This is a genomic window from Octadecabacter dasysiphoniae (assembly GCF_021532615.1).
GTDB lineage: Bacteria > Pseudomonadota > Alphaproteobacteria > Rhodobacterales > Rhodobacteraceae > Octadecabacter > Octadecabacter dasysiphoniae.
The window spans coordinates 14,712-38,223 of record NZ_JAKGAQ010000005.1 but is presented as its reverse complement, the minus strand read 5'-3'; the positions used below and the strand labels follow the sequence as shown (position 1 = coordinate 38,223).

At 59.1% G+C, this 23,512-nt stretch carries 21 protein-coding genes; 10 read left to right on the top strand and 11 right to left on the bottom strand.

Annotated features, from left to right (window positions below; translation table 11 throughout):
- The first annotated feature begins 2 nt into the window (after window positions 1–2).
- From nirB to cysG, 5 genes are read left to right on the top strand one after another with little or no spacing between them, the layout of a single operon-like run.
- Window positions 3–2,429 carry a nitrite reductase large subunit NirB gene (nirB, locus tag L0664_RS16465; RefSeq protein WP_235226996.1) on the top strand — a complete coding sequence of 809 codons (2,427 nt, stop codon included), beginning with the start codon at window positions 3–5 and terminating at the stop codon, window positions 2,427–2,429.
- Window positions 2,426–2,761, top strand: coding sequence for a nitrite reductase small subunit NirD (gene nirD / locus L0664_RS16460; protein WP_235226995.1), 336 nt, complete (start codon window positions 2,426–2,428; stop codon window positions 2,759–2,761). Before nirB ends, nirD begins: the two co-directional genes overlap by 4 nt.
- Window positions 2,758–5,334, top strand: coding sequence for a nitrate reductase (locus L0664_RS16455; RefSeq protein ID WP_235226994.1), 2,577 nt, complete (start codon window positions 2,758–2,760; stop codon window positions 5,332–5,334). Before nirD ends, L0664_RS16455 begins: the two co-directional genes overlap by 4 nt.
- A complete protein-coding gene (locus tag L0664_RS16450) occupies window positions 5,331–6,266 on the top strand; it encodes a glycosyl transferase family protein (RefSeq protein WP_235226993.1) in 936 nt (311 codons plus the stop codon). Before L0664_RS16455 ends, L0664_RS16450 begins: the two co-directional genes overlap by 4 nt.
- Window positions 6,263–7,660 (top strand): siroheme synthase CysG, encoded by a 1,398-nt coding sequence (gene cysG / locus L0664_RS16445; protein ID WP_235226992.1) that lies wholly within the window; start codon window positions 6,263–6,265, stop codon window positions 7,658–7,660. Before L0664_RS16450 ends, cysG begins: the two co-directional genes overlap by 4 nt.
- Before the next feature lie 179 nt (window positions 7,661–7,839).
- Here the strand turns inward: cysG and L0664_RS16440 are convergent, their stop codons facing one another.
- From L0664_RS16440 to L0664_RS16415, 6 genes are all read right to left on the bottom strand, one after another.
- Window positions 7,840–8,895: a DUF1513 domain-containing protein gene (locus L0664_RS16440; protein ID WP_235226991.1), complete on the bottom strand. Its 1,056-nt coding sequence runs from the start codon at window positions 8,893–8,895 to the stop codon at window positions 7,840–7,842.
- Complete coding sequence (locus tag L0664_RS16435) at window positions 8,895–9,848, bottom strand: imelysin family protein (RefSeq protein WP_235226990.1); 954 nt, start codon at window positions 9,846–9,848, stop codon at window positions 8,895–8,897. Before L0664_RS16435 ends, L0664_RS16440 begins: the two co-directional genes overlap by 1 nt.
- Entirely contained in the window at window positions 9,849–11,384 is a 1,536-nt protein-coding gene (locus tag L0664_RS16430) for a di-heme oxidoreductase family protein (protein ID WP_418888039.1), read from the bottom strand. It lies immediately after the preceding gene.
- A gap of 71 nt (window positions 11,385–11,455) precedes the next feature.
- Window positions 11,456–12,715: an imelysin family protein gene (locus tag L0664_RS16425; protein ID WP_235226989.1), complete on the bottom strand. Its 1,260-nt coding sequence runs from the start codon at window positions 12,713–12,715 to the stop codon at window positions 11,456–11,458.
- 9 nt (window positions 12,716–12,724) lie between these two features.
- Window positions 12,725–13,216 (bottom strand): hypothetical protein, encoded by a 492-nt coding sequence (locus L0664_RS16420; RefSeq protein WP_235226988.1) that lies wholly within the window; start codon window positions 13,214–13,216, stop codon window positions 12,725–12,727.
- A gap of 151 nt (window positions 13,217–13,367) precedes the next feature.
- Window positions 13,368–14,558, bottom strand: coding sequence for an OmpA family protein (locus L0664_RS16415; RefSeq protein ID WP_235226987.1), 1,191 nt, complete (start codon window positions 14,556–14,558; stop codon window positions 13,368–13,370).
- Window positions 14,559–15,122: 564 nt separating this feature from the next.
- On the opposite strand from L0664_RS16415, the gene L0664_RS16410 reads away from it, so the two are divergent.
- Both L0664_RS16410 and L0664_RS16405 read left to right on the top strand, forming a co-directional pair.
- Complete coding sequence (locus L0664_RS16410) at window positions 15,123–15,449, top strand: TfoX/Sxy family DNA transformation protein (protein ID WP_235226986.1); 327 nt, start codon at window positions 15,123–15,125, stop codon at window positions 15,447–15,449.
- Window positions 15,450–15,509: 60 nt separating this feature from the next.
- Complete coding sequence (locus tag L0664_RS16405; RefSeq protein WP_235226985.1) at window positions 15,510–15,989, top strand: transglycosylase SLT domain-containing protein; 480 nt, start codon at window positions 15,510–15,512, stop codon at window positions 15,987–15,989.
- Here the strand turns inward: L0664_RS16405 and L0664_RS16400 are convergent.
- From L0664_RS16400 to L0664_RS16390, 3 genes are all read right to left on the bottom strand, one after another.
- Complete coding sequence (locus tag L0664_RS16400) at window positions 15,986–16,810, bottom strand: DMT family transporter (RefSeq protein WP_235226984.1); 825 nt, start codon at window positions 16,808–16,810, stop codon at window positions 15,986–15,988. The genes L0664_RS16405 and L0664_RS16400 overlap by 4 nt on opposite strands.
- Window positions 16,811–16,881: 71 nt before the next feature.
- A complete protein-coding gene (gene ndk / locus L0664_RS16395; protein ID WP_235226983.1) occupies window positions 16,882–17,304 on the bottom strand; it encodes a nucleoside-diphosphate kinase in 423 nt (140 codons plus the stop codon).
- A gap of 96 nt (window positions 17,305–17,400) precedes the next feature.
- Window positions 17,401–18,138: a sulfite exporter TauE/SafE family protein gene (locus L0664_RS16390; RefSeq protein WP_235226982.1), complete on the bottom strand. Its 738-nt coding sequence runs from the start codon at window positions 18,136–18,138 to the stop codon at window positions 17,401–17,403.
- Between the two features lie 172 nt (window positions 18,139–18,310).
- On the opposite strand from L0664_RS16390, the gene L0664_RS16385 reads away from it, so the two are divergent.
- From L0664_RS16385 to L0664_RS16375, 3 genes are all read left to right on the top strand, one after another.
- Window positions 18,311–20,167, top strand: coding sequence for an ABC-F family ATP-binding cassette domain-containing protein (locus L0664_RS16385; RefSeq protein WP_235226981.1), 1,857 nt, complete (start codon window positions 18,311–18,313; stop codon window positions 20,165–20,167).
- 86 nt (window positions 20,168–20,253) lie between these two features.
- Complete coding sequence (locus L0664_RS16380; protein WP_235226980.1) at window positions 20,254–20,889, top strand: MarC family protein; 636 nt, start codon at window positions 20,254–20,256, stop codon at window positions 20,887–20,889.
- A gap of 6 nt (window positions 20,890–20,895) precedes the next feature.
- Window positions 20,896–21,465: a retropepsin-like aspartic protease family protein gene (locus L0664_RS16375; RefSeq protein WP_235226979.1), complete on the top strand. Its 570-nt coding sequence runs from the start codon at window positions 20,896–20,898 to the stop codon at window positions 21,463–21,465.
- Here L0664_RS16375 and L0664_RS16370 read toward each other — a convergent pair whose 3' ends face one another.
- The gene (locus L0664_RS16370; protein ID WP_235227205.1) at window positions 21,466–21,924 is read right to left on the bottom strand and encodes a DNA polymerase III subunit chi; all 459 of its coding nucleotides are present in this window, start codon (window positions 21,922–21,924) and stop codon (window positions 21,466–21,468) included.
- A gap of 5 nt (window positions 21,925–21,929) precedes the next feature.
- Window positions 21,930–23,399 (bottom strand): leucyl aminopeptidase, encoded by a 1,470-nt coding sequence (locus L0664_RS16365; protein WP_235226978.1) that lies wholly within the window; start codon window positions 23,397–23,399, stop codon window positions 21,930–21,932.
- Between the last annotated feature and the right edge of the window lie 113 nt (window positions 23,400–23,512).

The window sequence follows — 23,512 nt, the reverse complement described above, 5'->3', positions numbered from 1 at the left end:
AGATGACCAAAAAACTGATCGTCATCGGTGCCGGCATGGCCACAGGCCGGATGCTGGAAACCCTGGTTGAGGCAGGGGCAGAATACGACATTACCCTCATCAACGGCGAACCGCGTGGCAACTATAACCGCATCATGTTGTCCCCCGTACTGTCCGGCGAAAAGACCTACGCCGAAATCATCACCCATGATGACGCATGGTACACAGAGGCCAACATCACCACCCGTTTTGGGTGTTTCGTGGACACCGTGGATCGCGACGCCAAGACCGTTAAGCTCCACAACGGTGAGGTCTTGCCCTACGACAAGCTCGTCTTTGGCACCGGATCAAACCCCTTCATGATCCCCCTGCCCGGTCACGATCTGGACGGCGTCATCGCCTACCGTGATCTGGAAGACACGCAGCGTATGATGGACCTTGGTCCTGATCATAAATGCGTCGTGATCGGTGGCGGTCTGCTGGGCCTCGAAGCAGCGGCTGGCATGGCTGCACGCGGTGTGGACGTCACGGTGGTGCATATCATGGGCCACCTGATGGAACGTCAACTGGATGAAGCCGCGGGGTATCTTTTGCGCCGCGCGCTGTTGGACAAAGGGATTACTGTCAAATGCTCCGCCAATTCTTCGGAAATTCTGGGCGAAGACGGCCACGTCCGCGCCCTGCTGCTTGATGACGGGACAGAATTGCCCTGTGATTTGCTGGTCATGGCCGTGGGCATCCGCCCGAATGTGAAGCTGGCGCAGGATGCGGGCCTCGCCGTGGGCAAAGGCATCCATGTGGATGACCAGATGCTAACGTCTGACGCCAATATCCTCGCCGTGGGGGAATGCGTTGAACATGACGGCGCGATCTTCGGGCTGGTCGCCCCGCTTTATGATCAGGCGAAGGTCGCGGCGCAAACCCTGATGGAACAGCCTGCAATCTTTGTGCAAAAGGAACTGTCCACCAAGCTGAAAGTCACCGGTTGTGATCTGTTCAGCGCAGGTGATTTCGCTGATGGTGAGGGGCGCGAAGACATCGTCTTTCGAGATCCCGCCCGCGGCGTTTATCGCCGTCTGGTCATCATGGACAACATGGTGATTGGCGCGGTCATGTATGGCGACACCGCCGACAGCAACTGGTTCTTCGGGTTGATCCGCGACAAGACCGATATCAGCGATATGCGCGACACGCTGATCTTTGGCCCCGCCTATCAAGGGGGGACCCCCCTGGACCCTTTAGCAGCTGTTGCAGCCTTACCGCGTGATGCGGAGATCTGTGGCTGCAACGGAATCTGCAAAGGTCAAATCGAAGACGCCATCGCGGCGGGCGCCTCTGATCTGGGCGCGATTAAAGCCACCACTAAGGCCAGCGCATCCTGCGGGACGTGCACGGGGCTGGTCGAACAAGTGCTGGCCGTCACGCTGGGCGATGATTTCATCATCCCTGCTGCCGCATCGATGTGTGGCTGCACCGATATGACCCACGAAGACGTGCGGCGCATGATCAAATCCCAGCGCCTGACGTCAATGCCTGCCGTCTGGCAGGAATGCGGCTGGAAAACCCCCGACGGCTGCCCGTCGTGCCGCCCCGCATTGAACTTTTACCTGCTGGCCGATTGGCCGCTGGAATATCAAGACGACCCGCAGTCGCGTTTTATCAACGAACGCAAACACGCAAACATCCAGAAAGACGGCACCTATTCCGTCGTGCCACGCATGTGGGGCGGTATCACCACCCCGTCTGAACTGCGCGCCATCGCCGATGCTGCCGACAAATATATGGTCCCGACCGTCAAGGTCACCGGCGGCCAGCGCATCGATCTGCTGGGCGTCAAAGGCGAAGATTTGCCCGCGATCTGGTCCGATCTGAACGCCGCAGGCATGGTGTCCGGCTACGCCTATTCCAAGGGGCTGCGCACGGTGAAAACCTGTGTCGGCACCGACCACTGCCGCTTTGGCACGCAAGACAGCACCGGCCTTGGCATCAAGCTCGAAAAAACACTGCACGGCGCTTGGACGCCTCATAAACTGAAACTCGGGGTGTCCGGCTGCCCGCGCAATTGCGCCGAAGCGACGTGCAAAGACATTGGCATCGTCTGTGTGGATTCGGGTTATCAGATCAGTATCGGCGGTGCCGCTGGGATGGACGTCAAGGAAACGGAATTGCTGTGCCAAGTGCCCACAGAAGAAGACGCAATCCTCGTTATCAAGGCGATCACGCAGCTTTACCGTGAAAACGCCAAATACCTCGACCGGATTTACAAATGGATGGCGAAAGTCGGCCTCGATTGGATCAAAGATCGGGTTGCGGCAGAACGCGACGCCCTGGTTGAGCGGTTTGAGCTAAGCCAGACGATCTATCGCCATGATCCATGGGCCGATCACGTCCAGAAACAGGCCGACCGGTATCAACCCCTTGCTAATCTGTCACTGGAGGCCGCCGAATGACCGACTGGATCGACATCGCCCCCCTCGAAGACATCCCGCCGCGCGGCGCGCGGATGATCAAGACGCCCCTGGGATGCGTGGCCGTATTTCGCACCGCGGATGACCAAGTTTTCGCGCTGGACAACGCCTGCCCCCACAAAGCAGGGCCTTTGGCCGAAGGTATCGTACATGGGACCTCGGTGACCTGCCCTTTGCACAACTGGGTCATCTCACTTGAAACAGGCGAAGCCCAGGGCGCGGATGAAGGCCGCGTCGCGACCTATCCGGCCCGTGTTGACGGTGGCCGCATCCTGCTGGACCGCACCTTTCTGCAAGCGCGGTCGGCCGCATGACGCTCACCCGCACAACCTGCCCTTATTGCGGCGTGGGCTGCGGGGTTCTGGCCGGCGCGGACGGCACCATCAAAGGCGACCCGGATCACCCGGCGAATTTCGGGCGGTTGTGTTCCAAAGGTGCGGCCTTGGGCGAAACGATTGATCTGGACGGGCGTCTCCTCAACCCCATGATCCACGGCAAACGCGCCGACTGGGACACAGCGCTTGATCTCGTGGCCGACACGTTCAGCGCCGCCATCGCGCAACACGGCCCCGACAGCGTGGCCTTCTACGCCTCCGGGCAATTACTGACCGAGGATTACTACGTCGCCAACAAGCTGATGAAAGGCTTCATCGGGTCGGCCAACATCGATACAAATTCAAGGCTTTGCATGGCGTCCTCTGTCGCGGGGCACAAGCGGGCCTTTGGGACAGACACCGTCCCCGGCACGTATGAAGACCTCGAACAGGCGGACCTGATCGTGCTGGTTGGATCAAACCTCGCATGGTGCCATCCGGTGCTGCATCAGCGGATCGCAGCGGCAAAAGAGGCGCGGCCAGCGATGCGCGTCGTCAATATCGACCCGCGCCGGACGGCCACCAGCGATTTGGCGGACATGCATCTTTCCATCACCCCGGACGGGGATGTCGCGCTGTTCAACGGCCTACTGGCGCATCTGGCTGACACCGCGCACATCGACGCGGCCTTCACAGACGCACACATCAGCGGGCTTGCCGATACCCTCGCAGCGGCCCGCACCACGGATGTGTCAGACACCGGCTTGCCCGCAGATGTCCTCAATGCATTCTTCACCCTCTGGGCCGAGACCAAAAAGGTCGTCACGGTCTATTCCCAAGGCGTCAACCAATCCCAAAGCGGCACCGACAAGGTCAACGCGATCCTGAATTGCCATTTGGCCACAGGGCGGATCGGCAAACCCGGCTGCGGGCCGTTTTCTGTCACCGGCCAACCCAACGCGATGGGCGGGCGCGAAGTCGGCGGGCTGTCCAATATGCTGGCCAATCATCTTGAGATCGATAATCCAGACCACCGCGCAGCTGTGCAGGAATTTTGGAACAGCCCGACGATCTGCACGACAGCTGGCCTTAAGGCCGTTGATCTGTTTCAGGCCTGCGCTGATGGTAAGATCAAGGCCCTTTGGGTCATGTCCACCAACCCCGCCGTGTCGATGCCCGACGCTGACGGCGTGGCAGCAGCGATTGCGAATGTGCCCTTCGTCGTGACCTCCGACATGATTGAGGCGACGGACACGAACGCCCTCGCGCATGTGTTGTTGCCCGCCGCAGGTTGGGGCGAAAAAGACGGAACGGTGACGAATTCGGAACGCCGCGTTTCGCGCCAGCGGTCTTTCTTGCCAATCCCCAGTGAGGCGCGCCCAGATTGGCGGATCGTCAGTGACGTCGCCACGCGGATGGGCTTTGGCGATGCCTTCGCCTATCAAAAACCCGCCGACATCTTCGCGGAATATGTGGCGCTGGATACGGCCCTGTCGCCTTTCCCCCGCGATCTGGACCTAAGCATCTTTGCCGATGCGGACTACGCCAACCTGATCCCAACACAGTGGCCCCGCAACGGGCACCGCTTCTTTGCAGACGGCGCGTTCTATCATCCAGACGGCAAGGCGCGGATGATCTCTGTCACAGCGCCCAAATTGACCAAACCGCGGTTAGCGCTGAACACCGGCCGCACCCGCGATCAATGGCACACAATGACCCGCACCGGAAAATCCCCGCGCCTCGGGGCCCATCTGGCAGAGCCATATGTCGAAATTCACCCCACCGATGCTGCCGAACTGGGCGCTGTCCCCGGCGCTGTGATTGAGGTCCAAAGCCTTTATGGCACAGCACTGTTACGGGCGCTGATTACAAATCGCACACCAAAGGGGCAGTTGTTCGCGCCGATGCATTGGACACGGCAACGCACGACAACCGGCACAATCAACAGTCTTACGGCCCCGGTCGTTGATCCTGTTTCCGGCCAGCCCTCTTTGAAAGCAGGTGCAGTCACGGCGCAGGTCTATCCTGCTGCTTGGTACGGGTTCCTCGCCTGTCGCGATCACCCTAAGGCACAGACGCCCTACGCCGCCATTTCGCGCACGAACACGGGCTGGCAGGTTGAACTGGCCGGGCGCGACATACCAAACGATTGGGAGGCGGAGGCGCAAAAAATCGCCGGCCTGCACGGGGCCAACGTTTCTGTTCAAAGGGATCCGGCCAGCGGCACCACCCGCGTGGCCTTGGTACAGGATGGCGAAATCGCCGCGCTCTTGTTTGTTGCACCCCGTCCGGTCGTTATCGCGCGCAGTGCAATCATCGCAGCCATCGGCACCGATACCCCGTCGCTCGATGCACTTGCCGGACGTCATGCCGCCAATCTGCCGGATCCGGGTGCCACGGTTTGCGCCTGTTTCAATGTCGGGCGCAACACGCTGATCTCAGCCATTTCCGCTGGCGCAGGGTCTGTCACCGCCTTGGGCGCGGCAACTTGTGCTGGCACGAATTGCGGATCCTGTAAGCCGGAATTGAAGGCATTGATCGCAGAGGCATCAATCCCGATGGCCGCCGAATGACCCTCGCCCCGTTTGTGCGCATTGTTGCTCGCGGTGCAGGGCGGGCACGGCCGCTGACAATGCCAGAGGCACAAGAGGCGATGACGCTTATCCTACAAGGCGAAGCCGCTGCAGAAGCCGTTGGTGCGCTTCTTATGGTGTTGCGCCTACGCGGCGAGACCCCGGAAGAAATTGCAGGCTTCACCGCTGCCCTTCGGGATCACGTGCGGGGAAAACTACCCGAGGCCGACCTTGACTGGCCGTCTTATGCCGCTGGCCGAAGCCGAGGTGCGCCACTGTTTTTGTTAGCCGCGCGTTTGGTCGGACTGGCCGGGTACCGTGTGTCGATGCACGGATGGAATTCACACCAATCGGCCAGGGCATCGGTGCGCGATGCGCTCGATCTGGCGGGCCCGCATTTGCGCTATACACCGTTGGAACTGCTCTGCCCGAAAGCTTTTGAATTACTCAACTTGCGCGACACTTTCGGTCTAAGGTCTTGCATCAACACGGTGCTGCGCATGTGGAACCCGTCGCGCGCACCAGTCAGCGTTCAGGGAGTGTTCCACCCGTCCTATCGCAGCCTGCAAGCCCAAGCAGCCGAGCTTTTGGGCCAACGAGACCTTTCAATCATCAAAGGCGGCGGTGGCGAGTTCGAGCGTCATCCCTCAAAAGATATCGCCATCTTCGGTTTGCGTGGAGGTGAGCATATCGAGGAAACAGCCAGTGCCCTATTCCATGGCGCCCGCCGTTTGCATGAGCCCGCCAAAAGCATTGACCCCCACGGGCTTTGGCACGGAGCGGTTGAGGATGATTTTGCCGTGGCAACCGTAACCGGCACCGCCGCCCTTGCGCTTTTGGCGCTAAAGGCCGCACCAACCCTGCCAGAAACCGAACACATGGCCCGCGCCCTTTGGGACGCACGCCACCAGACAGAAAGCCTCTCTGCATGAAAACCTTTCCGATGTTTTTGCAAATGGCGGGTCGCCGCGTTGTCATTGTTGGCGGTGGTGAACAGGCCGCCCAAAAGGCACGCCTTATCCTAAAGACAGAGGCCCAGATCGATGTCTTTGCCCTGGAATTGGACCCCGAATTGTCTGATCTGGCCGCCGCAGGCCGTGTCACCCATCACGCGGGCCCGATCACACTGCAGGATTTTGCGGATACAGCCCTCGTCTTTGTGGCAACGGGGTGTCCGGGCATGGATATGGCCCTGCATGCGCTGGCAAAAGCGTCGGGCGCCACGGTCAATGTCGTTGACCAACCGGGGCTGTGTGACGCGATTACCCCGTCCATCGTTGATCGCGATCCGGTGGTGGTGGCCATCGGCACCGAAGGCACGGCACCTGTGCTGGCGCGACAGATCAAAACCAAGCTGGAAGAGAACCTTGAACCGCGTTTGGGCGATCTTGCGGCCCTTGCCGGGCGCATGCGATCGGCGGCCGCAGCGCGGCTTGCCCCCCGCACGCGGCGCGATCTGTGGCGCTGGGTCTTTAACGATGCCCCCCGCCGCCTGTTTGCCAGCGGCCAGGAAAGGGACGCGGCAAAACGGATCAAGACAGCCATCGACACCGGAGACTTCGGCGCATCCGAGGGCGGCAGCGTCAGCCTTGTCGGGGCGGGCCCCGGGGCCAAAGACCTCATCACACTGCGCGGTGTCCAGCGTCTGCAAGAGGCCGACATCATCTATTACGACCGCCTACTTGATCCTGAAATCCTTGAACTGGCACGCCGCGACGCGGAAAGGGTCTACGTCGGCAAAGCACCCGGCTGTCACAGTTGGCCACAAGACAAGATCACCCAAACACTGGTTTCAGCCGCCAAACGCGGCCAGCGGGTAGTGCGCCTCAAATGCGGAGACCCCGGCGTGTTCGGGCGCAGCACTGAAGAAACGGATGCCTTGAAAAATGCGGGCATCCCCTTTGAAATCGTCCCCGGTGTAACAGCGGCCTGCGCCGCTGCCGCAAGCGCGGGTCATAGCCTGACTGATCGCGGGGCAATCGATACGCTCGTTCTGACAACGGGGCACCGCACGGACGGCTACGCTGTCCCTGATCCCGTCATGAACATACGGCCCGGAACCTGCGTCGCTCTTTACATGGCCGTTGGCGCAGCGCAGCAGATCGTCGATAGCCTAACCGCGCAACATCCCCGCGCACCCCTGAACGTCCAGATTGCAGCAAAGGCCCAACGGACAGGTGAAATCCTTATTGATTGCGCATTGCGGGACATGCCGAAGACGCTAAAAGATCATGACATCACAGGCGAAGCGATCCTGTTCATTCGCTGGTCTCGCTGTGGGCAAATATCCAAAAACAACGCTATTGCGCTAAGCGCTGTATCTTAGAATGTTTCTCCTTTCGGTATCGGGTAGCGCGATTTTGAACATGAGCGACAGAGTTTGAACAATCGCGATACTGCGCTTGCCGCCCCGTAACGGTGCAACGCCATCCAAGGTCAATGGCACGCCAATTGTGTGCATAAACACTTGTCCCTGCCCAAGGATCATGGTCGGCTTTGGGGTGATCAAGCCAACGATACAAGGTGGTTGTCCCACGCCAAATCATGCCGCGCCAGATGCGCAGCTGCATTTGCAATACTGAACAGCCCGCCCTGCCCGTTGGTACAGATAAGTCCGCGGGTTGTTCCCGCGACACCGCAAACATCCTTGTCTTCAAAACAATGTTCCGTGCCATCGCCGTCCAAATCAAACACCTGAACCACACCCGCCCGTGGCGACGTCACGGCAAGCCGCCCACTGTCGCCGGAAAAGGCGACGCTACCGACGTACCCATCCAGCCTGCGCCCGTCGCCCATTTCGCGCAAAACCTCACCGCGACGATGCGTTGCAACCAGTGCTGGCGCCGCAGCGACTTCGCCCTGCCATTGCATCCCGATGCCCACCAACCCGTCGTTGCGCACGCTCAGGTGCCGGACACTGGCCAAATGCGCGGACGGTTCCACTTGATCCAACACCTGCCCATCGACGTCCAGATAGCTCAGGTTCGGGCGCATATCAGGGATGTTCAACTTCTCGCGGCCCGACGCGGGATGGGTATCAATGCCGCCATTGGCCACCACCAGCGTACCGTCCGGCATAAGCCGCAGATCGTGTGGGCCAACGCCCTGCGACGGCAGTTCAGCGATGCGCCGGTATCCACGCCTTGCATCCCAAACGCCAATGCACCCTCGCCCGGCCTCAAAATCATTTTCGGTTGTAAACAACACCTCGCCGGTTTGATCATACGTGCCGTGCCCGTAAAAATGCCGCCCCTGCGGGCTGTCCAAACGCGCCAGAACATCACCGTTGCGGCAATCCAGAACAACGGCAAATGTCCCCGGTCTGCGCGCAAATGCGACCGCTTCGGGGCGCTGCGGGTGGGCCGCTGCGGCATGGCCACGTGCAGGAAGGGGAATGCGAAACCTTATACTCCCCCGCGCGTCCAACCCCGCCAGTATGTAGCCCCCGTCCGGCGTTCGCGCCGCTGACAAGAACGTCGGATCGCCGACGTCGGCCCATGTGGGCATCGGCACAAGGCCGCTGGCCAGAACACCCGCCAAAAACCCCCGCCGCGTCTCCATCAATCACCGTCCATCGCGTTAAAGCCCTCGATCACACCCAAATCCGGGCCAAGCGTCTCGGCCAGAAACACACGAATTTCCGCAATGCGTTGTTGTAACGCTTCGACTTTGATGCGCCCCGCGGGCGTGCTGACGATGCTTAGGTCAGGGCCGCCATCAAGGTTCGCAATCGCCTCAATCTGATCATCGGCCACTTTGAAACGCGCCTGAATATCTGCTGACAGGCTGTCACCGCCCAAGATCACCGCAAGGGATTGCAGACTGGCCAACGAGACAGACACATTCGCCAAAGACCGACCCGAACGGCGCATCTCAGCCCGCGTGGCGCGTGGGCGATCAAACGTTCCTAAGGGGCGTCCAAGCCGCATCGCAGTCGTAAAATCCAAACCCGTCGTAAGTGATTTATACAACTCTTGCAGGGCTTCGGTGTCGTCGCGGTAGGTGCCATTTCCAGTCTCGCGCATGAGGTCGCCGTAGTGATTTTGCCATTCATTCTCAATGGCTTGCGCACTGGCATTGGCATCATCGGCCAAACCTGCAATCAAATCACAGCGACCCGCCTCGCCTGCGAAAGCCGGATCAAACAGCAAAAATTCCATGGCATAAAAGCCGCGCCCAGCAATTGACGCATCCGCGATGGGGGGCGCGTCTTCGCCCAGCAACGCCGTCAAGGCCGATGGCGTTGCCCCACGCGGGTCGGGCCAGAACGCCAGCGCAAAGGCACGATTGTCGGCCTCGCTCGGGCCGAACCGCAAATGAGACACCGCAACCCACGCCGCCGCCGCCGTGTTCCATGCATCCGCCACATCGCATGTTTGCGCATCCGCCAGGGCCTGTGTGGCCTGTGTCAACGCGGCAAACCCCGGTAAGATATCATCATCCAATGCCGCTTCAACGCGGGGGTCAGCCGCCGCAAATGCCGGTGCAAGGATCAACGCAAGGGCCAGTTTCATCTACAAGCTCTCCAGAAAGGCCAGCAACGCGGCGCGTTCAAGCGGTGTCATATCCACGACGCGATCCCGCGCGGTCTGCGCTTCTCCGCCATGCCACAGCACAGCCTCTAACAAATTGCGCGCGCGCCCGTCATGCAAGAACTGCGTATGCCCGGACACTTGTCGCGTCAGGCCAATGCCCCACAACGGCGGCGTGCGCCATTCTTGTCCGTTCGCCACCGCTTCGGGGCGATTATCAGCCAATCCTGCGCCCATGTCATGCAACAACATGTCGGTGTAGGGCCAAATCAGCTGGAAACTTTGTTCGGGGTGGTCGTTCAGACGGTGGGTCACAAAGGACGGCTGATGGCAGGCCACGCATCCGGCATCATAAAACAGCGCCTTGCCGCGCAATACATCCGGATCATCCAGATCGCGCCGCGCCGGAACACCAAGATTGCGGCTGTAAAATGTTACAAGATTAAGGATTTCTTGGTCAACTTCGAACCCTCGCGCATCCCCCTCGCCATGGGGCGCATCGATGCAATCGGTCTGGGCGGGCGTACATTCCCCCGCGCCGGACGGATGCAGCGGATTGGAAATCCCGATATCGCCCGAAAATGCCCCAGCCGATTGTTCCAGCACCGATGGTGATCCGGCCTTTAGTCCGAAACGGCCCAGCATTGGGCGATCATGGACCCGCGACCACACAATGTTCGGCCGCCCCGACACACCGTCCCCGTCCAGATCATCAGGGTCCGCCAGGGCTAAGATATCCGCCGCCGGAATCGCCTCAAGCAGGCCCAACCCGATCATCTGGGGAGCCACGCGCGGCGACAACATCGCGCCGTCAGCCAAGGGGCCATATCCAAGATCAGCAGCGGTATATGTTGGGGCGCGCAAATGCGCGACCTCCCCCCCCGCCAGCGCGATTTCAACATCTTCGTAGGTAATTTCAAGCCGGTATTCAGACGCTATTCCGGCCAGCGAAAAGTCCTGCAATTGTTCGCCGTAAACAGGATCCGGTTGTGTCGCATGGTATCCGTCAATCGCATGGACTGCGGCGGTCGCATCAGGAACCGACACGCGCAGAAACATCGAAATCGACGTGTCCTCTGGCCCCTCGGGCGCGTGGCCTCGACCGTCTTTGATGTGGCACCGCTGACAAGACCGCGCATTAAAAAGCGGCCCCAATCCATCAGACGCCAGCGTCGATGATGGCGACGACACCCAGATTTTGCGAAAAATCCCGTTGCCGACCTTGAACAGCAACTCGTCCTCAAAGGAAATATTGCCCGATGGCATGCTGAACGCGTTTGCATCCAGCGTCGCACGTACCGTGGCGGCCCCTGCCGGGCGGTCTTCAAATTGTTGCGGGGTGGTAAAATCCGTCGTCAACGCCGTCACTGCCGCGATGCGCGCGTGTTCATCCGCGGTTCGGGGCACTGTGTTAAGGTGTGGATCGTCGGCAATCATGGCGTATCGGTCCACCTCGGCGACGGCAAAAGGGGCCAGCAAAAGCAACGACATCGCCGCAAATAAGGAACGTGTTTTCATCGCGTTGGAACATCCGGACTCAAAAGGGCATGCGCAGACAATCGCCCGCGCATGCCAATGTGTAAAATCGCCTACTGAAAAACCGCGCTCGGATCATCGAGGCTGTCAGATCCTTCGATTGCAATCCCCTCAACCCCGAGGGCCGCGACGATCCGTTCAATAGACCGGGTTTGATCGATAAAGGCATTCACGCCCCCCATGATCAGATCTTCACCCGCCGCATTACCGGCCTCAAGCATTTGATCATAGGCGAAACCCGCCTCTGCCGCGTGTTTGATGTCGCCAAGTTCGCGCATCGTGGTGGACAGCTTGGTTCGCATTTCAGCGTCAAGGCCCGCATCCGCGCCCGCCACCAAATCAGCCAAGGACGCGCCGGACACGATGGTGCCATCAATGCGCGTATAGGCACCCAAATAGACGTTCTGTACGCCAAGACCGTCATAATAGTGATCATTGTGGGTGTTGTCGGCAAAGCAGGAATGTTCTTCTTCGGGGTCGTTCAGCATAACACCAAGGCGCATACGCTCGCCTGCGACCTCACCGTAGGACAAGGATCCCATGCCCGTCAGCATCGCCGACACCCCAGCGGCGTCATCTTCCAGAACGCTGGCGCGCGCGGCACCGCCCTCGCCCCACTGCGCCGCCATCCAATCCAGATCAGACACCAGCAATTGCGTCGCCGCGCTCAGATACTCACCACGGCGATCACAATTGTCGTTCGTGCAATCCGCACCCACTGCGTAATCTGTCCAGGGACGGTTCCCGGCACCTGTGCCATGCCCGTTCAGGTCCTGGCCCCACAGCAGAAATTCAATCGCGTGATATCCCGTGGCAACATTTGCCTCAACGCCGTCCGCTTCGTGCAATTGCCCCTCAAGAAACTCGGGCGTGATGACGCTGGCATCAATGTCTTCGCCCGACAGGGTAAAGGCCGTATTCGCGATCACGTTCAAGGCTGCAAATTCGTTTTCATCCGTTGGGCCACCGTAAGACGCATCCACATAATCGATCAGCCCTTCATCCAGCGGCCACGCGTTCACCTTGCCCTCCCAATCGTCGACGATTGCATTGCCAAAGCGGTACACTTCGGTCTGCTGGTACGGCACCCGCGCTGCCAACCACGCGGCTTTTGCGGCCTGCAAATTCGTTTCTGACGGATCCGCGATCAAGGCATCGACAGCCACATGCAGCGCCTGTGCAGTTGTCAGACTGTCCTGAAACTTTGCCTCTGCGATATTGGCATAATTGGTCAAGACGTCCGATGTATTTGTGTCGGCAAAGGCCATTGGTGCCGCACATGTCAGCACAGTCGTAAGAAGGATCTTGTTCATGATGTTCCCTTAGTGGATTGTTTTAGATGTAAAATGTGACCAGGACGCCCCAGCGGCATCGCGCGGCAAATCAGCCAAAGCCATACGGCGCAGGGCCAGTCCGAATGTTTGCCCCAAGGCCGCCATCGGAAGGCACAGATCAGGTGTAACGATCAAAGATGCGATCAATGCCGCGTCTTCGCGGCGGCATTCGGATGCATACCCGATAAAGTTGGCGATACAGCTTTCGTCCGCGCCAAGACATTTGCAATCCAGCCCGTGCCGCATCAAAGGGCGTCGGCCATGGCGCACGCAAAGATCAAACATCTGGGCCAAGGCGTCCACTGCCTCGATGCCGGATTTATCGCCCAATATTTTTCGGAAATCCGATTGGGTCCGGCGCTGGCCGTCAATCCCGCAAGACCACAGGCGCCAATAGATAACAGCACCGGCCTCAATTGCGTTCAACTCGGTCAAATGACCAACGGGCGCGCCGCCTCTGGATATGGTGTCATGCTTCATATCCAATACCTGACAAATTTTGTCAGGTGAGTCAAACCTTATTAAAACAATCAGGTATTAAATTTTAACCCCCGCCACAAAACCCGACCCCACAACGAAAAACGCCCAGTCCGAAGACTGGGCGTCATAAGATTAACCGCTTTGAAGCGATTTACAATTCTTCGAGGATCACGTCGAAATCAACCCGACTGTTGCTCAGCCCCTCAATGGGTCGGCTGTCTGACGGCGCACCAATGATGATCTGTTCAGACGCATAGCCCGCCCCGACCAGTGTCGTCATCAAAGCCACCGCACGCATACGGCCTGTGCCTGCGTCTTCGACTGTTCCATATTCTTCAGCGTGTTGGCCCACGACCCGCAACCGCGCCTGCGGGCATGCACTGGCAAGCTGCGCCAGACCCATAGCGGCGTTCAAATCGTCACGCGATACTGTCACAGACCCCGGCGCATAAGAAATCGTCGTCGCATCCACGGCCTCTTGCAGCTGGATAACACAGGCAACCGTGCTGTAATCCGCCGTGCCAAATGCAGGCGCCGTAAAGGCAGCGGTCTGAACAGTGTCCAGAATTTCAAATTCTACGCGGCGGTCATAATACGCCGAAGATTCGACACCAGTCACACCGGACGGGCGCGCACTGCCCATACCAACGGCCACGAACCTGGATGTATCAATGCCACCCGCCGCGATCCGTCCGATGACGGCTTCGGCGCGTTCCTGGCTCAGGCGCAGGTTGATGGCGGGATCACCGGACGCATCCGAATGGCCCTGCACTTCGATGGACACGCCTTGGCAACGGGATGCAATGGTGCCGATCAGGCGGGCTTGGGCGATGCCGGTGGCCTCCCCCGTCAGCGCGCCACTCGGGAAATAGACTTTGGCTTGTGTCGCCAGATTGCGCAGATCGTTGGCGCAGGAATTGGCCTGCGCAAGATTGGCCTGTGCGGCGCTAAAGAAATCTGCGCCAACCTGTGGTGCGGGCTGTTGGGGCGCGGCGGCAACAACGTCTTGTGTTGGGGCGACGGTCGCGGTCGCAAACCCTTGGGATCGCGTCACATCAACGTCCTCAACCACGGGTGCTGCGACGGGTTCTTCTGTCGGGCCCGACAGCAATGCCGCCAGCTGATCAGATGTGTTTTCAGGCTCGACCGGTGCGGCCTCAACGGCGGCTGTTACGGCCGCAAGGGCTGCAATCGCCGGGTCTTGTGTGTTTGTGGTCTGGCTGATTGGTGCGATGTCCTGATCGTCTGACGCAAGCAACCCATCGAACGATCCAACGCCGACGCCCACAGCCAGAATCGCCGCAGTCGGCGCGATCCACGGTAAATGCTTTGTAATACTCATGCTCATTTCCCCCAAGGAATGTAAGTGGCCGCTCATGCGGCTCTTGACGGGATGGCAGCTCCCGCCGTCTATATGTGGAATGTGGCATGGTATTTAGTGGTTCGGCTAGTCAAAATAACTAGATAAGCAGAGTTATCCACAGATTAATCCCTATACTTGCCCACCGCGCAGGCACCGAAAAGGTTAATCGCCTTCTTCTTGCCACATTTCGGCCCCTCTCACACCTCAAAGCGCTGATTGGCTTATCCCAAGCCCATCAAGAGGCGACAATCGGCGCACCGCCGACCCCGAGGCAGACAAAGGAGCGGCCCCATGCCGACCCAACAAGCAGCACCAACACCGGCCCCGCCGCGTCCGTCCCCCAACGGCACCGCCCGCAGGCCCGGCCCCCCCCAAACCCGTCGTCTTCAAGGACTTCGCGAGCATCTGATTCCAAATACCCCGCACGCCCTCCTCCCCTCAGGTGTGCGGACCTGATGACCAGCGGACGCTGGCGCGCGTGGGCCTGTCCTGCGCCGTGCCGCGGCCTCTGGTCTTTTTTTCTGCGGTGCCTAAAATGGCCCAATGGCTGCTATTTCCACCATCAAGAATCTTGGCCCCGTGATGGAGGCCGAATTTAACGCCGCAGGTGTCATGACCGCAGAAGACCTGCGCGACATGGGCGCCGACGAAGGCTATGCACGGATATTGGCGAACGGCTACAAGCCCCATTTCATCGGATACTACGTTTTGGTGATGGGGCTTCAGGGGCGCCCATGGAACGACTGCAAAGGCGAAGAGAAAAAGGCACTGCGCGTCAAATTTGATGCCATCAAGGCGGCCAACGCCAAACCCGCAAAATCAGAACTCGACGCATTCATGGACCAGATCGGCCTGATTGATCGGCAATAAGTCGCGCGCAGGTTTGGCGCGATCTTTCGCAATCATCGCCCCCGCGCTAGCCCTAGACCCATGAAAACCCTGATCACGATCATCACATTGGTTCTGGCGTCGTGCAGCGCCCCCGCCGAACAGGCCGCACCGCCAGCGCAATCGCTGGCCCTGTTCCCCGGCGAAACACCCGCCATGCGCGCGCTGATCGTGAAATACGCAGCCGAGCACGACATCCCCGAAGATTTGCTGCACGCCGTCATCCAACGCGAAAGCGATTATCGCGCCGATGCGCGCAATGGTCCCTACTATGGGCTGATGCAAATCCTGCCTGAAACCGCGCGGGGCATGGGGTTTACTGGCGCGCGAAACGATCTGCTGGATGCGGAAACAAACCTGATTTACGCGGGCCGCTATCTGCGCGGGGCATGGCTTTTGTCGGACGGGGACATTGATACTGCCGTTGGCTGGTACGCGCGGGGGTATTATTTTGAAGCCCGCGATCGCTGCATGTTGGTCGAAACCGGCCTGCGCACCCGCGAAGTGCGCCGCGACTGTTAGGCGCGTTTCAGCACGGACACCGCAATCCCGCCCAGCACAACAACCGACGCCAAAACAATGTCCAGCGTCACAGGTTCTGACAACAACAGCGCACCTGCGATGATAGCAATCACCGGAACGCTAAGCTGTGCAACAGCGCTGGTTGTCGCCGCAACCTGCGGCAGCACACGATACCACAGCGCATAACCAAGGCCGGAACTGACCGCACCGCTGAGTACGGCACAGACAATACCCCAGGGCGACCACCCGCCCCCCATCACAATCAAAACCAAAGCTGCGGGCGCACATAAAACGAAACTGATCGCCATATCGCCCAACGGGTCTTTGGACCCGCGCCCGCGCATGGAAAACACGCCCCAGCCAAACCCGGACACAACCATAAAGACGACGCCAATGGCATCCAGCGTCAGACGTTCGGACGGCCACAACAGCCATCCCAGCCCGATCATGGCAACCGCCATCCCGCCCCACTGGCGTGCGGTCGGTTGGGTTCCCGTTAGATACGACACCCCAAACATTGTGATTTGGACAACGCCAAACAAAATCAGCGCACCAACGCCCGACGGCAGCGTCAGATAGGCAATCGAAAACGGGATCAAATACAAAAGCAACGTGCCAGCCGTCACCAATCGGGCGCGGTCCACCGCTGCCCAACCGCCCCGCAAAGCGACCAACACCGCAAGCATCGCGGCACCACTTGCCAAACGAAGACCCGCAAACAACATCGGGTCCGTGCCGAACGTGAAAACCCCCGCTCGCGCCAAAACGGAATTGGCCGCAAAGGCGCACATCGTGACGGCGATCAGGGCGAACAGATGCATCGGAAATCCTTAAACAAAAAGGCCCCGCCGGATCGCTCCGACGGGGCCATTCGTGTCAAACGCTAGGGCGCTTAGCCAACCAGCTCAAGGCCGGAGAAGAAGAATGCGATTTCTTCTGCCGCTGTTTCTGGTGCGTCGGACCCGTGAACAGAGTTTTCACCGATGCTCAGCGCGAATTCTTTGCGGATTGTGCCGTCTGCGGCGTCTGCCGGGTTCGTTGCGCCCATAACTTCGCGGTTTTTCGCAATCGCGTCTTCGCCTTCCAGAACCTGAACAACGATAGGCTCAGAAATCATGAATTCACACAATTCGCCAAAGAACGGACGCTCAGAGTGGACGCCGTAAAACTGCTGGGCTTGTGCCAATGTCAGCTGGATGCGCTTGGATGCGACGATGCGCAGGCCTGCGTCTTCGAACTTGGCAGCGATTTTGCCTGTCAGGTTACGCTTAGTGGCGTCTGGTTTGATGATAGAGAACGTGCGCTGGATAGCCATGATAAGACCTCATAAGGGTTGAATGATTTGGGGCGCTGCTAGCATGGGTCATGGGCGTTGAAAAGGCGTGTTTTCCAGACATCTGCGCCGCGTCCGTCAGAAGAATGCCTGCCGAAGCAGATTAAGCCCCATCAACAGGAACATCCACAAAAGCACGGTTCGAAACATCCCCGATCCCATGCGCTTTCGCACAACCTCCCCGATCGAAAACCCGAGCAACGTCGGCACAATCATCAGCGCCGAAATGGGGGCCGTTTCCCCGTTCAACAACCCGGTCTGCCAAAACCCGATCGCAAGCGGGATCCCCCCGAGCAGTATGAAAAGCCCGACAGCCCTGACGAATTCATCGTTATCCGTGCGCTTTGCGATCAGATAGGTGACAATCGGCGGCGACCAAATGCTTGTCAGCCCACCAATAACGCCCGCCGAAAATCCGGCGATGATCTGCGCGGGCTTGTCAAACCGGTCTGGCAATTCCGGCGGCATCCGCACAAGGCTGGACGCCGCAAAGATCACAATCGCGACCCCGATGGTGGTCAGCAAAGTGTCCGGTGAAATCCCCACAGTCACAAACGTGGTCAGCCACAAGGTGACCATCAACACCGCGATCAAATAGCCATACTTGTGCAGTGTTTCCAACCCCGCCCCGCTGCGAAAGACCTGCCAAAGGTTTGAAATCAATAACGGAAACACAACCAACGCAACCGCATCATGCGGCCCGATAAATTGACTCATCAGCGCGACAGACACTGTCGGCAGACCGATCCCGACGGTCCCTTTGATCGCCCCGGCGATCAAAAACACCACACAAATAAGAACCACTTCTTCCATCATTGCTCTAACAGCCCAACCCGCAATCACAAGACCTTTGTAAGGTTCGATACGCGCTGGCGCACCAATACGAAAGCGGGGATTATTTTGGCGCAACGCGCGATACGGGCCGCACAAGGCGCGATACCCCCAACACCTGATTGACGCCCCCCGCACACCGTGGCACTGCCCCCTTATGTTACGCATCAAAGAAATCACCTACTCCGTTGCCGGCCGTACGCTGCTGGAAAACACCACCGTCACTATTCCGACAGGCCACAAAGTGGGTCTTGTGGGGCGCAACGGCACGGGCAAAACCACGCTGTTCAAAATCATCCGTGGCGAAATGGTTCTCGACACTGGCGAAATCGACATGCCGCAAGGCTGGAAAATCGGCGGCGTCAGCCAAGAAGTCCCCGGCAACGAAGTGTCCCTGATCAATACCGTGCTGGCCGCTGACACCGAACGTGTGTCCTTGCTGGCCGAAGCCGAAACCGCCACCGATCCGGGCCGCATCTCTGACATCCAGACGCGTCTGACGGACATCGATGCTTGGTCAGCCGAGGCGCGCGCGTCTTCTATTCTCAAAGGCCTCGGGTTTACGGCGGCCGAACAACTTGAACCCTGCTCTGCGTTTTCGGGTGGTTGGCGCATGCGCGTGGCCCTTGCCGCTGTGCTGTTTTCCGAACCAGATCTGTTGCTGCTGGACGAGCCGACAAACTACCTCGACCTCGAAGGCGCGCTTTGGCTTGAGGCATACTTGGTTAAATACCCGCACACCGTCTTGATTGTGTCCCACGATCGCGAATTGCTGAACCGCTCCGTGGGCGGCATCCTGCACCTCGAAGACAAAGGGCTGATCTACTACACTGGCAACTACGATATGTTCGTAAAACAGCGCGCTGAAAAACGTGCGCTGCTGGCGTCCGCCGCCAAGAAACAAGACGCCAAACGCGCCCATCTGGAAGCCTTCGTAAACCGCTTCAAGGCCAAGGCATCAAAAGCCAAACAAGCGCAGTCCCGTGTAAAACAACTGGAAAAGATGGAAACCATCCGCGCACCAGAAGACGCCGCGCGCACCGTGTTCACCTTCCCAAAACCCGAAGAACTTTCGCCCCCCATCATCGCGACCGAAGGCGTGTCAGTCGGATACGGCGATACAATCGTGCTGGACCGCCTCGATTTGCGCATTGACCAGGACGACCGCATCGCGCTGCTCGGGCGCAACGGCGAAGGCAAATCAACCCTGTCCAAACTGCTATCCGGTCGCCTTGAAAAGATGGGCGGCAAGTTCGCATCGTCCAACAAACTGCGCATTGGATTCTTCGCCCAACACCAAGTGGACGAACTGCGCATCGACGAAACCCCGCTCGATCATTTGTTTCGCGAACGCGGCAAAGAAGGCGGCGCGAAACTGCGCGCGCGTCTGGCCGGCTTTGGCCTCGGCGCAGATCAGGCCGAAACCGAGGTCGGGCGTTTGTCAGGTGGCCAAAAGGCACGCTTGTCGCTTCTACTTGCCACACTCGACGCCCCACACCTGCTGATCCTCGACGAACCGACAAACCACCTCGACATCGAATCGCGCGAAGCCCTCGTCGAAGCGCTGACCGCCTATACCGGCGCCGTCATCCTTGTGTCTCACGACATGCACCTTCTGTCCCTCGTGGCGGATCGCCTCTGGCTCGTCAAAGACGGGCGCGTCAATGTCTATGACGACGATCTTCAGGCCTATCGCAAAATGCTGCTCGCGCCGGATACGCGCAAAGCCGACAAAGCCAAACCACCAAAGCCCGCCAAACCAAAGGCCAGCCGCGACCAGATCCTCGCGATGAAGGCCGACGTGCGCAAATGTGAAGACCGCGTCAATAAAATCAATGACATGGCAGACAAGCTGTCCAAAAAGCTCGCCGATCCGGTCCTGTACGAAGACGCCCGCAAAGGTGAACTCGAAACCTGGAACCGCAAATACGCCGAAGTCCGTGACGCACTGAAAAAGGCCGAAAGCCTGTGGATGGTGGCCTTGGAAAAACTGGATGCCGCGGAAAAACCCTGAACCGCGCCCCTTCATCTAGGAAAATAAACTCCCGCCGGAGGCTCCCGCCCTTGCCCCTCGCGCTTTGCCCGTAAAGGATCATCAATATGGATCCCGCTTTTCTTATCACAGCCTTCGTGGCGTTGTTCGTGGTCATCGACCCCATCGGCCTCGCGCCCTTGTTCGTCGCCCTAACGGCCGGCATGTCACCGCAAAAACGCCGCGCCATCGGCATCCGTGCCTGCGCTGTCGCCATCGGCATTCTGCTGCTGTTTTCAGTGTTCGGCACCAGCATCCTGACCTTTATCGGGATTTCCATGCCCGCGTTTCGCATTGCGGGCGGGATTCTCCTGTTTCTGACCGCGCTTGATATGTTGTTTGAACGCCGACAGAAACGCCGCGAAGATCAGGCCGACGGCGAAGATACTGATGACAATGAACCCGATGATGACCCATCCGTCTTCCCCCTCGCCATTCCCCTCATCGCGGGGCCCGGCGCCATTGCCACTGTGATACTGCTTGTTGGTCAAACAAACGACACCGCCGGGTACTTTGCGGTGATGGGTGTGTTGATGGCCGTCCTCGCGCTCGTGTTTGTCATGTTCCTCAGCGCCTCTGCGCTTGAACGGATGTTGGGCAAAACGGGGATCACGGTTGTTACCCGCCTGCTGGGCATGTTGCTGGCGGCGCTGTCCGTTCAATTCGTCCTCGACGGGCTCAGCTCTTTTGGTTTGGGATCCTAGCCCTATATGTTTGGTATGGATGCCGGACAAATCATTGCATTGGGCTTTTTAATTCTGCTGGGGTTTTCCCTTCTCGGGTCTATTCTACACAACGGTGCGCTGCGTAACGCACTGATTTGGGGGCTTATTTTCATTGGTATGTTCGGGGTCGCCAACAACTGGGATGACATCAGCCGCGATTTCACACAGCAACAAACGACGTTCACCGACGCCACGATCGAGGTCCCGAAAGGGCGCGACAATCACTTTCGCATGACACTGCGGATCAACAACGTGCCCGTCGATTTTCTGGTGGATACCGGCGCAAGCCAAGTGGTGCTGACACAGGATGACGCCGCACGCATCGGCCTTGATCCAGACCGCCTCGCTTATATCGGCACGGCGTTCACGGCCAACGGCGAAGTCGCGACAGCGCCCGTGCGCTTGGATAAGGTCCAGCTTGGCGACATCACTGACACCCGCATCCGCGCCAGCGTGAATTCCGGCCAAATGGAAAGCAGCCTGCTGGGCATGTCCTACCTCAGCCGTTTTGAATCCATCGAAATCCGTCAGGATCTGCTGATCCTGAACCGCTGATTACTTTTCAGCCTTCATTTCCCAGCGCCCTGAATCCTGCGACCAATACTGCGCCGAACATCCGGCGTCGGTTAGTGTTTTCCACTGCACCCGCGCCGCCGAAAGGGCCTCTTCGTCATAGCCGTCAAACAGCACGCACACCCGCTGTGCGTCCTTGACCTCCTGAGGGCTGACAACGGCGCCGTGCACCGACATTACACAATTCGCGCCATTGGATGCCGTTTCGCCCGTGATCAGCAAAATCGGTTGATCCGCATCGTGATCCCCGCCGACCATTCCGTGGGGCAAAAACCCCTCAGGTGGACCAGCCCAAAGCGCGTTATCCAGCCGTTCCATTGCACCGCGATCCACACCGCGCACTTCTACCAGCCACCCCGCACCGCGTGATTTCTCAAGCAGCATGGGCAGGGTTTGTTCCACCGATCCGGTCGTCAGGTGATAGAAATACGCGCTTCCGATTGGATTTACTCCGCCTCGTAAGTATTTGCGATATAACGGTTAAGCGCCATGACACCCCAGCCCGTAGCACCCGCTGGTGCCAGCGCTGTTTCGGCCTTAACAGATGCCGTGCCCGCAATGTCCAAATGCGCCCACGGCATGTCGTCCTTGATGAACCGCTGCAAGAACTGCGCCGCCGTGATCGATCCAGCATCACGCCCGCCGACGTTTTTCATATCCGCAATGCGGGATTTGATTTTGGCGTCATACCCTTTGCCCATCGGCAAACGCCACGCGCCTTCGCATTCCGCCTTTGCCGCACGCAAGAACCCGTTGCACAGATCGTCATTGTTGGAAAACACACCGGCATTTTCATGGCCCAGCGCCACAATCACGGCCCCAGTCAACGTGGCAAGGTTGATCACGCCCGTTGGCTTGAACCGCTCTTGTGCGTACCAAAGAACATCCGCCAGAACCAAACGCCCCTCGGCGTCGGTGTTGATCACCTCAATCGTGTCGCCCTTCATGGATGTCACCACATCACCGGGGCGCGTTGCGCGATCCGACGGCATGTTTTCAACCAGCCCGACCAGTCCGACCACATTTGCCTTCGCTTTGCGCAGCGCCAGCGTTTTCATCACGCCAGATACAACACCTGCGCCGCCCATATCCATGGTCATGTCTTCCATGCCCGCAGCCGGTTTTAGCGAAATACCGCCCGTATCAAACACAACGCCCTTCCCGACCAGCGCGAACGGCGCTTCGTCCCCGCCACCGTTCCAGTGCATCACAACAACTTTGCTGGGCGACGCAGACCCAAGACCGACACACAAAAGCGACCCCATACCAAGCCTTTCCAGCGCGTCTTCTTCCAGAACCTCAACGCTCAGACCGATGCTTTCCATTTCAACCAGACGGTTGGCGAATTCGGTGGTGGTCAACACATTGGCGGGCTCATTCGTCAGATCACGGGTGAACACGACGCCCTCGGCCACAGCCATCAACACATCCGTCGCAGCCTTGGTGTCTGCAACGTCTTTGACCATCACGTTGATATCGCCCAGCGCCTTGTCGTCTTCGGTTTTGTGCGGCGTGAACGTATAACCTCGCAGTGCGACACCAAACGCCACGTCTGCAATGCGCGACACCGTGCTGCCCATCAGCAAAACATCGCCCTCACCGCGTACCTTGGCAATGGAGGCACCTGCCTTGCGCGCCAGCTCAACACTGGGGCGTCGGCCCAGTTTCACAACCAGAACCTTGCTGGCCTTCATCCCCGCAGGAAATGACAGCGCAATCGCATCACCTTCTGCGGCTTTTTCAAACTGCTGGCTTTCCACCGCGCGCGCCACGGCCTTTTTCGCTTTCGCGTTCACCTTGCGGGCAGACAGATCCAGTTTTCCATCAGGGGTGACAAAAACAGCGACAGCCCCTGTGCGCGTTTCGATGTCATCTAGGTTCGTTTCAAGGATGTTAAGAACGGGCAATTGCGTCATGGGGCTACCTCTGGGTCGGTTGGACTGTGTGTTTGGCAATAGGTAGCCCGCGCGATGCGCCTTGACCAGACAGCACTTGGGTCCGCCCGCCAAATGCGCTAGCAAAGCGCCAC

Excerpts from the sequence above, each read along its gene's own strand:
- L0664_RS16405 (WP_235226985.1), top strand. The coding sequence starts at position 15,510 with ATGAAAACCCTGATCACGATCATCACATTGGTTCTGGCGTCGTGCAGC.
- L0664_RS16450 (WP_235226993.1), top strand. The coding sequence starts at position 5,331 with ATGACCCTCGCCCCGTTTGTGCGCATTGTTGCTCGCGGTGCAGGGCGG.
- L0664_RS16430 (WP_418888039.1), bottom strand. The coding sequence starts at position 11,384 with ATGAAAACACGTTCCTTATTTGCGGCGATGTCGTTGCTTTTGCTGGCC.
- L0664_RS16440 (WP_235226991.1), bottom strand. The coding sequence starts at position 8,895 with ATGGAGACGCGGCGGGGGTTTTTGGCGGGTGTTCTGGCCAGCGGCCTT.
- L0664_RS16365 (WP_235226978.1), bottom strand. The coding sequence starts at position 23,399 with ATGACGCAATTGCCCGTTCTTAACATCCTTGAAACGAACCTAGATGAC.
- L0664_RS16390 (WP_235226982.1), bottom strand. The coding sequence starts at position 18,138 with ATGATGGAAGAAGTGGTTCTTATTTGTGTGGTGTTTTTGATCGCCGGG.
- nirD (WP_235226995.1), top strand. The coding sequence starts at position 2,426 with ATGACCGACTGGATCGACATCGCCCCCCTCGAAGACATCCCGCCGCGC.
- L0664_RS16435 (WP_235226990.1), bottom strand. The coding sequence starts at position 9,848 with ATGAAACTGGCCCTTGCGTTGATCCTTGCACCGGCATTTGCGGCGGCT.
- L0664_RS16420 (WP_235226988.1), bottom strand. The coding sequence starts at position 13,216 with ATGAAGCATGACACCATATCCAGAGGCGGCGCGCCCGTTGGTCATTTG.
- ndk (WP_235226983.1), bottom strand. The coding sequence starts at position 17,304 with ATGGCTATCCAGCGCACGTTCTCTATCATCAAACCAGACGCCACTAAG.
- L0664_RS16410 (WP_235226986.1), top strand. The coding sequence starts at position 15,123 with ATGGCTGCTATTTCCACCATCAAGAATCTTGGCCCCGTGATGGAGGCC.
- L0664_RS16400 (WP_235226984.1), bottom strand. The coding sequence starts at position 16,810 with ATGCATCTGTTCGCCCTGATCGCCGTCACGATGTGCGCCTTTGCGGCC.
- L0664_RS16380 (WP_235226980.1), top strand. The coding sequence starts at position 20,254 with ATGGATCCCGCTTTTCTTATCACAGCCTTCGTGGCGTTGTTCGTGGTC.
- nirB (WP_235226996.1), top strand. The coding sequence starts at position 3 with ATGACCAAAAAACTGATCGTCATCGGTGCCGGCATGGCCACAGGCCGG.
- L0664_RS16415 (WP_235226987.1), bottom strand. The coding sequence starts at position 14,558 with ATGAGTATTACAAAGCATTTACCGTGGATCGCGCCGACTGCGGCGATT.
- L0664_RS16385 (WP_235226981.1), top strand. The coding sequence starts at position 18,311 with ATGTTACGCATCAAAGAAATCACCTACTCCGTTGCCGGCCGTACGCTG.
- L0664_RS16455 (WP_235226994.1), top strand. The coding sequence starts at position 2,758 with ATGACGCTCACCCGCACAACCTGCCCTTATTGCGGCGTGGGCTGCGGG.
- cysG (WP_235226992.1), top strand. The coding sequence starts at position 6,263 with ATGAAAACCTTTCCGATGTTTTTGCAAATGGCGGGTCGCCGCGTTGTC.
- L0664_RS16375 (WP_235226979.1), top strand. The coding sequence starts at position 20,896 with ATGTTTGGTATGGATGCCGGACAAATCATTGCATTGGGCTTTTTAATT.
- L0664_RS16425 (WP_235226989.1), bottom strand. The coding sequence starts at position 12,715 with ATGAACAAGATCCTTCTTACGACTGTGCTGACATGTGCGGCACCAATG.